Source organism: Streptomyces sp. AcH 505 (assembly GCF_000818175.1).
Classification (GTDB): domain Bacteria; phylum Actinomycetota; class Actinomycetes; order Streptomycetales; family Streptomycetaceae; genus Streptomyces.
This window is the reverse complement of the sequence record NZ_JTIY01000001.1, coordinates 3680201-3687276: the sequence shown is the minus strand read 5'-3', so window position 1 is coordinate 3687276 and position 7076 is coordinate 3680201. Positions and strand designations below refer to the sequence as shown.

General features: G+C 70.4%; 8 protein-coding genes and 1 tRNA gene. 5 read left to right on the top strand and 4 right to left on the bottom strand.

Translation table 11 applies throughout. The features are described from left to right. A partial coding sequence (locus HY68_RS16860; RefSeq protein ID WP_041996329.1) for a dynamin family protein occupies positions 1-824 on the bottom strand: 824 nt, incomplete at its 3' end. Between the two features lie 315 nt (positions 825-1139). On the opposite strand from HY68_RS16860, the gene HY68_RS16855 reads away from it, so the two are divergent. Beyond that, a tRNA-Arg gene (locus HY68_RS16855) sits at positions 1140-1215 on the top strand. 55 nt (positions 1216-1270) lie between these two features. Here the strand turns inward: HY68_RS16855 and HY68_RS16850 are convergent. After that, complete coding sequence (locus tag HY68_RS16850) at positions 1271-1684, bottom strand: MerR family transcriptional regulator (protein ID WP_041989615.1); 414 nt, start codon at positions 1682-1684, stop codon at positions 1271-1273. A gap of 55 nt (positions 1685-1739) precedes the next feature. Between HY68_RS16850 and HY68_RS16845 the strand changes: the two genes are divergently transcribed. Then, a complete protein-coding gene (locus HY68_RS16845; RefSeq protein ID WP_041989613.1) occupies positions 1740-2888 on the top strand; it encodes an EstA family serine hydrolase in 1149 nt (382 codons plus the stop codon). Between the two features lie 10 nt (positions 2889-2898). Here HY68_RS16845 and HY68_RS16840 read toward each other — a convergent pair whose 3' ends face one another. After that, positions 2899-3507 carry a TetR/AcrR family transcriptional regulator gene (locus HY68_RS16840; protein ID WP_041989612.1) on the bottom strand — a complete coding sequence of 203 codons (609 nt, stop codon included), beginning with the start codon at positions 3505-3507 and terminating at the stop codon, positions 2899-2901. Positions 3508-3616: 109 nt separating this feature from the next. Between HY68_RS16840 and HY68_RS16835 the strand changes: the two genes are divergently transcribed. Genes HY68_RS16835 through HY68_RS16825 form a run of 3 tightly spaced genes read left to right on the top strand, consistent with a single transcriptional unit; the run spans position 3617 to position 5495 of the window. Next, the gene (locus HY68_RS16835; RefSeq protein WP_041989611.1) at positions 3617-4357 is read left to right on the top strand and encodes an SDR family oxidoreductase; all 741 of its coding nucleotides are present in this window, start codon (positions 3617-3619) and stop codon (positions 4355-4357) included. Between the two features lie 15 nt (positions 4358-4372). Continuing rightward, positions 4373-4783, top strand: coding sequence for an ester cyclase (locus HY68_RS16830; protein ID WP_241778600.1), 411 nt, complete (start codon positions 4373-4375; stop codon positions 4781-4783). A gap of 25 nt (positions 4784-4808) precedes the next feature. Continuing rightward, the gene (locus HY68_RS16825) at positions 4809-5495 is read left to right on the top strand and encodes an SDR family NAD(P)-dependent oxidoreductase (protein WP_041989609.1); all 687 of its coding nucleotides are present in this window, start codon (positions 4809-4811) and stop codon (positions 5493-5495) included. A gap of 34 nt (positions 5496-5529) precedes the next feature. On the opposite strand, the gene HY68_RS16820 is transcribed toward HY68_RS16825, so the two are convergent. After that, complete coding sequence (locus tag HY68_RS16820) at positions 5530-6999, bottom strand: FAD-dependent monooxygenase (protein ID WP_241778599.1); 1470 nt, start codon at positions 6997-6999, stop codon at positions 5530-5532. Positions 7000-7076 lie beyond the last annotated feature (77 nt).

Sequence of the window (7076 nt, the reverse complement as noted above, 5' to 3'; positions counted from 1 at the left end):
GTGGTCGGCAGCAGCCCGCTGCCGCCGCCCGCCGACTCCGGCAGCTCGGGGATGGTGAAGCGGGGTACGTCGCCGAGCCCCGCCCTCGTCATCAGCGCACCGTACTGTCGTGACACCTCGTCAACGACCTGATGAGGCACCCGATCGAGGACACTCACCAGGGACGCGTCGTACTCCTTCGCGGTACGGAGCAGATGCCAGGGGACGGCGTCCGCGTACCGGGAAGCGGTCGTCACCATCACCCACACGTCGGCCGCGCAGATCAGTTCGGCGGCCAGCAGCCGGTTCTCCACCACGAGCGAGTCGATGTCGGGGGCGTCGAGGAGCGCGAGCCCTCGGGGCAGCGAGGGCGCGGTGTCGATGCGCAGCGCGTTGGCCTCCAGGCTCTCCACGTCGCCGTCGCCGATGTCGTCCGCCTCGTCGGCCCCGCCGTCCGCGCCGTTCTCGGCCCGCTGGGGCAGCCATACGCGGGTGAGTTGCGGCAGCACCCGCACGCCCGCGAACCAGTGGTGGTCCTCGGGGTGACACACCAGCACGGGGGTACGGGTGGTGGGCCGCAGCACCCCGGCCTCGCTGACCCGGCGCCCCACCAGCGAGTTGACGAGCGTGGACTTGCCGGCCCCGGTGGACCCGCCGACCACGGCGAGCAGCGGCGCGTCCGGATCCTTGAGCCGTGGCAGCAGGTAGTCGTCGAGCTGCGCCAGCAGCTCGGCCCGCGTCTGCCGGGCGCGCGGGGCCCCCGGCAGAGGCAGTGGAAGACGCACGGCAGCGACACGGTCGCGCAGTGCGGAGAGTGCGTCGATCAGCTCAGGCCGTACGTCCAAGGTCACCACATGTGAAGAATGCCCAATTTTGGCAGCTTTTTGAAGCGTATGGCAATCTCCTGCGCGGCGTCAGCACCAACGGGACAGACCGGACGAGTGGGGCGCAGGCATAACGAGTGCACAACACCCGGGCCGCATGGCCGAAAAAGCGGTGCGGGAATCGCACCTGCCTGCGATTATCGGTTCGCTTCACTGAACCTCCACATCGTGCCACGCACGTGAAGCAACCGGGTCTAGGTGATCGGAGCCCTATCCTTGTCCCGGCAAGGTCACGGACGACACAACCGGACTCCAGGTCACCGAGGCCACGATCCGGCCCCCGTAGCTCAGTGGATAGAGCAGGTGCCTTCTAAGCACTTGGCCGCAGGTTCGAGTCCTGCCGGGGGCGCCAGCACTGACGTCGTGTCACTTCACGTCGTGCGCGGTGCGGGACGGCGGGGCGACGCTCATCGCCCGACGACCAGGCCACCATCAGCGGGAACTCCTCCGCGCGCGGACTCGCCCCGGCGGAGTTCCGTGAGGTAGCCGACGACCGCGTCGCGGTTGCGGGTCAGGACGTCGATACGTCCGGTCAGCCGGTCGCGTTCCTGTTCGAGTGCCGCCACCGTCTCGGGGGTGACGCCTTCGAAGACGATCGGATCGCGCGGTGACTCCAGGCAGGGCAGGATCCCGCGGATCACCTGCGTCGACAGGCCGGCGTCCAGCAGTTCGCGGATCTGCTGGACGCGGCCCAGGGCGCTCTCGTCGTAGTCGCGGTAGTTGTTGGGCCCGCGGGCCGACGTGATCAGGCCCTTGGCCTCGTAGAACCGCACTTGCCGCGCCGAGGCGCCCGCCCGTGCCGCCAGCTCACCGATACGCACATCGGCAGCGTACCGCTTGACCTTGACACCGGCGTCAAGGTTTGACGCTGTCCCTATGACCGAACTGAACGGAACCGTCGGCCCACGATTCGAACCCGTCCGCGACGCCGTGGCGGACCAGCTGCGCAGCGGCGCCGAGGTCGGCCTGTCGCTGTTCGTCGACATCGACGGCAGGCCGGAGGTGGACCTGTGGGGCGGCCACAGTGACGCGGCGCGCACGCGCCCCTGGGAGCGCGACACGATCACCAATGTGTGGTCGATCACGAAGAGCGTGACCAGCCTCGCCGCCCTGCTGCTCGTCGACGCCGGCGAGCTGGACCTGTACGCGCCGGTCGCCCGTTACTGGCCCGAGTTCGCCGCGAACGGGAAAGAGCACGTCGAGGTGCGGCATCTGCTGTCACACACCTCGGGGGTGTCCGGCCTCGACCGCCCCGCGCGGCTCGACGACCTGTACGACGTGCGCGCCGCGGCCGCCCGGATGGCCTCCCAGGCGCCCTGGTGGCAGCCCGGCTCGGCCTCCGGCTATCACGTCCTGAGCTACGGCCATCTGGTCGGCGAACTGGTGCACCGGCTGACCGGCCGGTCGCTGCGCGACTTCACGCACCAGCACCTTGTCCGGCCGAGCGGCGCCGACTTCGGGATCGGACTGCGCGACGCCGACCTGGCGCGGGTCGCCGACGTCATCCCCCCGGGGATCGACGTCGATCCCTCGGCGCTCGGCCGCGACACCGTCGCGTACAAGACCTTCACCGGCCCCTCGTTCGGTGCGGGCGCGGCCAACACCCCTGCCTGGCGCGCCGCCGAGCTGGGCGCGGCCAACGGACACGGGAACGCCCGGTCGGTGGCCGAGATTCTCGCCCCCGTCGCCCGCGAGGGAGCCGCCGGCCACGGCCGGCTCCTCGAACCGGCCACCATCGGCCGCGTCTTCGACGAACAGTCCAGGGGCACGGACCTCGTCAACGGGCTGCATCTGAGGTGGGGCATCGGATACGCGCTGCCCGACCGGCGCACCGTGCCCTGGATCCCCGACGGCCGGATCGCGTTCTGGGGCGGCTGGGGCGGCTCGATGGCCGTCCTTGACCTCGACCGGCACATGACCATCAGTTACGTCATGAACCGGATGGGGGCCGACATCCTGGGCTCGCAGCGGGCCGCGGCCTACATCACCGCCGTCTACCGGGCGCTGGGCGCCGCCGATCGGTGAGGGACGTGTCTCAGGACAGCGGCCAGTTGCGGAGCGCGGCGTCGGTCATTTCCTGGAGTTCCGCGCGCTCGACGCCGCTCGCGGCCTGGACGGCGATGCCGAAGGCCAGCGTCGTGACGTAGCGGGCCAGCAGGCCCGGGTCGGCCTGGGGCGGCAGGTCGCCCTCGTCCACGGCTCGTTGGAAGCGCTCGTGGACGCTGGAGTAGCTGTTGTTGCGCCAGGCGACGAGCAGGTCGCGGACCTCACGGCCCGAGTCGCTGACGGTCAGGGCGCCCTGGACGCCCATACAGCCGTGGGGCTGGGCCGGGCGGGTGGTGGTCCTGATGGTGCCGGCCAGGATCGCCGTGGCGACGCCGTGGGCGGTCGGCTCCTCCAGGGCGCGGGTCAGATAGGCGCTCGGGCCTTCGGTGTAGCGCTCCAGGGCCTTGCGGAACAGCCCCTCCTTGTTGCCGAAGGCCGCGTACATGCTGGTGGTGGAGATACCCATCGCGCCGGTCAGATTGGCCAGGCTGGCCCCCTCGTAGCCGTGCTCCCAGAACACGAGCATGGCGCGCTCCAGGGCCTCGTCGGTGTCGAACCCCCGCGGTCGGCCGATCGGGCCGGTCTGTTTCGTCTCCACGCCTGTTGTCTCCACGCCCCCCAGGTTACCTCTTCCGCATCGATCGCTGCGGAAGTGCTACGTTCGAGTTCTGCATCGAGCGATGCGGAAATCGAAGGAGGTTGTCCCCGTGGGACTACTCGCCGGTAAGACCGCACTCGTCACCGGAGGCAGCGCGGGCATCGGCCTGGCCACCGCCGTAAGGCTGGCGGCCGAGGGCGCACACGTGTTCATCACCGGCCGGCGCGAGGCGGAACTCGAAGCGGCCGTCGAGGCGATCGGTCCGGCGGCCACCGGAGTGACCGGCGACATCGCGGACCTGGCCGATCTGGACCGGCTGTACGAGGCGGTCCGCGGCCGGGGACAGGGCCTGGACGTGCTGTTCGCGAACGCCGCCGTCGCCTCGCTCGCGACGCTCGACGAGATCACCGAGGAGCACTTCGACGCCCTCTTCGCCGTCAACGTCCGGGGCACGCTGTTCACCGTCCAGAAGGCGCTGCCGCTGCTCAACGAGGGCGCGTCGGTGATCCTGAACGGCTCCACCAACGGGGACGTCGGTGACGCGGGGCTCGGCGTGTACGCGGCGACCAAGGCCGCCGTCCGGTCGTTCTCCCGTACCTGGGCCAACGAGCTCAAGGGCCGCGGCATCCGGATCAACACGGTCACACCGGGCCCCACCGAAACCCCCGCCCTGGCCGCGCTCACCCCCGACGCGGAGCGGTTCCGGCGGGAACTGTCCGCGCGCGTGCCGCTGGGCCGGCTCGGGCACCCCGAGGAGGTCGCCGCCGCCGTGGCCTTCCTCGCCTCCGGGCAGAGCAGCTTCATCACCGGTTCGAGCCTGTACGTCGACGGCGGCCTGAACCAGATCTGAGAGGACGGTCGGCCGATGCCCGACAGCCAGCCCATGTCCGACGACGACCTGCGCGCGTTCTACCTGCGCTACGTCAAGGCCCTCAACGCCCATGAGTTCGACCACATGGACGAGTTCATCAACGACCGGACCACGCTCAACGGTGAGCCGGCCACCCGCGACGACCTCCTCGCGGTGCAGCGGCAGGACGTGGCCGCGGTGCCCGATCTGCACTGGGAGCTCAAGGAACTGCTCTTCGACGGGGACCGGTTGGCGGCCCGTCTCGTCAACACCGGTACTCCGGTGCGGGAGTGGCTCGGCGTGCCGCCCACCGGCGGCTCGTTCGAGATTGTCGAGTACGCCATCTACCAGGTCCGTGACGGGCGGTTCGTCCATATGACGGCCCTGCACGACGCCGGCGAGATGCGCCGGCAACTCACCAGCTGACCAGCTTATTTCGAGAGGAACACACATGACCGTCACACTGATCACCGGGGCCAACAAGGGCATCGGCTTCGAGACAGCACGACAGCTCCTGGAGCTGGGCCACGACGTCTACATCGGCGCGCGTGACACCGAGCGCGGCGAGAAGGCGGCGGCGACGCTCGGCGCGCGATTCGTCCAGCTCGACGTGACCGACGACGCGTCGGTGAACAGCGCGCTGGCGACGATCGGCGCTGCCGAGGGCCGGCTCGACGTACTGGTGCACAACGCCGGCATCCTGGGGGCCGGAGTCACCGACGGCCCCACGGCGCTGCGGGCCTTCGACACCAACGCGGTGGGCATGGTGCGCGTCACGGAGGCGGCGCTTCCGCTGCTGCGCGAGTCCGCGAACCCGACCGTGGTGACCGTGTCGAGCAGCGCCGGGTCCTTCTGGGCGGTGACCAATCCGGAACGGCCCGAGTTCAACCTGCCGTTGGCGCTGTACTCCGCGTCCAAGTCGGCGGCCACCATGCTCACCGTCCAGTACGCCAAGTCCCAGCCGGGCATCAAGTTCAACGCGGTCGAGCCCGGCACCACAGCGACCGATCTGACGGCGGCGTTCGGCATAGGGAGGGCGCCCGAGGAGAGCGCCAGGGTCGTCGTACGGCTGGCCACGCTCGGCGCGGACGGGCCGACCGGGACGTTCCAGGACGAGAACGGGGAAGTGCCCTGGTAGGCGGCGGAGTTGGCGCCCGGTCCGGCGAGCGGCGTCAGGTGCGGGCCGCGAGGTAGCCGTCCGGGCGGACGAGGACGAGTTCGCCGGGGCGGGGCGCGTAGATCCGCTGGAACTCGCCCTGGCTGTCCGCGATGTCGTCGCCGCCCCTGGCCCGCCCGGCGCTGGTGATCCGGTGGACGTGCAGATGGTCCGGCGTGGCGAGGGCGGGCAGGGCCGGGTCGTCGCTGTCGAACGCGATCAGGTTCCACTGCGGGCCCCGGAGCAGGTCGAAGAGGTCGCTGCCGAGTGCGGAGCCGTGCAGGCCGGTGACGTTGGGCGCGCGGTAGCCGGCGCTGCCGTAGCGCACGGCCAGGCCGGTGGTGGTCGCGTCGTCGGTGATCTCGCCGAGGGTCGTGCTCAGCGACGCGACGTCGCCGGTGGCCTGTTCGGTCGTCCGGTCTATCTTCTCCGTGCTCAGCGCAAGCACCTTGCGGGCGACGGGGATCCGCTCGGCGCCGTAGCTGTCCAGCAGCGCGGGCGACGCGCCCCGCGTGACGGCGGCCAGTTTCCAGCCGAGGTTGTACGCGTCCTGGATCCCGGTGTTCATACCCTGGCCGCCGGCCGGTGAGTGGACGTGCGCCGCGTCGCCCGCGAGCAGCACACGTCCCTTGCGGTAGTCCTCGGCCATCCGGACGTTGACGCGGTAGACCGACAGCCAGTCGGCACTCGTCAGTGTGACGGCGCCCGCGCCGGCTCGCTCGTCGACCAGCCGCTGGTAGAACTCCCTTGTCAGGGTGGCCGGTTGGGTGGCGGGGTCGGCGGGGGTCTGTATCTGCCACAGGTCGCTGTGGGGCAGCGGCGTGAGGATCAGCATCCCGCCGTCGGACGGCCAGACGTGCATCCGGGTGCGGTCGAGTCCTCCGGCGGTGACGTCCCCGATGTACCAGCGCTGCTCCTCGTTGGTCTCGCCCTCCAGCGGGACGCCGATCAGCTGCCGGACCGCGCTCTTCCCGCCGTCGGCCGCGACGACGTACCGCGCCCGCACGGCACTGTCACCCTGTGGCGTCCGCAGGCTGACCGTGGCCCCGTCCTCGTCCTGGACGAGATCGAGAGCCGTCACGCCCCACTCCACCGCGCCGCCCAGCTCGTACAGCCGCTCGCGCAGCGCGTGTTCGACGTCGAACTGCCCGATCCACAGCGGGTCGGGGTACGGCGTGTGGAAGCTGTCCCTGGCGCGGGCCGTGATCGAGGGCTGCTCGACGACCCCGCCGGACGGTTCGTGCAGCCGTACCGGGAGATCGGCCACGCCGTGCCGTACGACGTGATCGACGGCGCCGAGGTCGTCCAGCACCTCCAGCGTCCTGGGCTGGACGGTCTTCGCCTTGGAGGCCCTGTTGGGTGTGGTTTCGCGTTCCACGACGCGGCAGTCGACGCCGCGCCGGACGAGATCGCAGGCCAGCGTGAGCCCTACCGGTCCCGCGCCGACGATGAGGACGTCGGTTCCGGGCATGCCGCTTCCAGCCATGATTCCCTCTTTCGTCAAGTCTTTAGATGCAGTGCTGCATCTAATTTCACGCTACGGCAGCCTGATAAGATGCGCAA